Genomic DNA, 859 nt, shown 5'->3' on the forward strand with positions numbered 1-859 from the left:
GAACTTGACGAATTCCCAGGCTGCACGCTTGTTGGCTGAGTCGGCTGCAACTGCATAGATGAATTCAAAGTCGATACTTGAAGAATCCATTGCAGGATCTATTGGCGCTGTAACTACACCCCAATCTTTCTTGTTATTGATAAGCTCCAGGGATGTGTAAGCATTGCTAATCATCATCGCAGCTTGATCATTATAAAAATAACTTTTTTGCGAATAAATCTGGCCTTCCGGATGGAAAAATACCGTTTTGCTGCGCATCGCATCTGTTGTCTGCTTGATCGCTTTTTTCCAGCCCTCAGTGTTCAGAATCACCTTCTCTCCCTTTGGATCGAACAGTCTCAATCCAGAGGTATCGGCGATTCTGAACAAGAAGTAGCGTAAGCTTCCTATCCATTCGTAGTACCCGTGCACCTTACTCTCGCCGCTTCCGATATTGGCAAATCTTGCAGACAAATCAAGCACTTCCTGCCAGGTCATATTATTCTTCGGCGGTTCGATGTGATGCTCTTTGAACAATGCTGCGTTATAGTATAAAGCCTGTCGATCTATATAAGGAGCAAGCCCATATAACTTGCCGTTGCCTAAGCTTTTCATTCTATCGATGACCCCCGGCAAAAAGCCCTCCATATCATAGTCGTCCTGCCGGATTACATCCTCTAACTCGTACAATATGCCATTTTTCGCAAATAATGGAAACATATCCGTACCCATCCTTAATACGTCAGCACCGGAGTTTTCTAGCAGTTTCTTCATTTCCGCATCCCAATCTTCTCCACTAATCGAAGAGCCGAGATTTTTGAGTATCTGAGTCTGCGGAATGACTTCGACTTCAATTTGCGGATATTTCATATGAAAATAC

At 43.8% G+C, this 859-nt stretch carries 1 protein-coding gene; it reads right to left on the reverse strand.

The window, feature by feature from the left end; translation table 11 throughout:
* A partial coding sequence (locus tag BBG47_RS28255) for an ABC transporter substrate-binding protein (RefSeq protein ID WP_139070833.1) occupies nucleotides 1–859 on the reverse strand: 859 nt, incomplete at both ends.

The sequence above is a fragment of the Paenibacillus sp. KS1 genome (assembly GCF_001680695.1).
Taxonomy (GTDB): Bacteria; Bacillota; Bacilli; order Paenibacillales; family Paenibacillaceae; genus Paenibacillus_B; species Paenibacillus_B suaedae.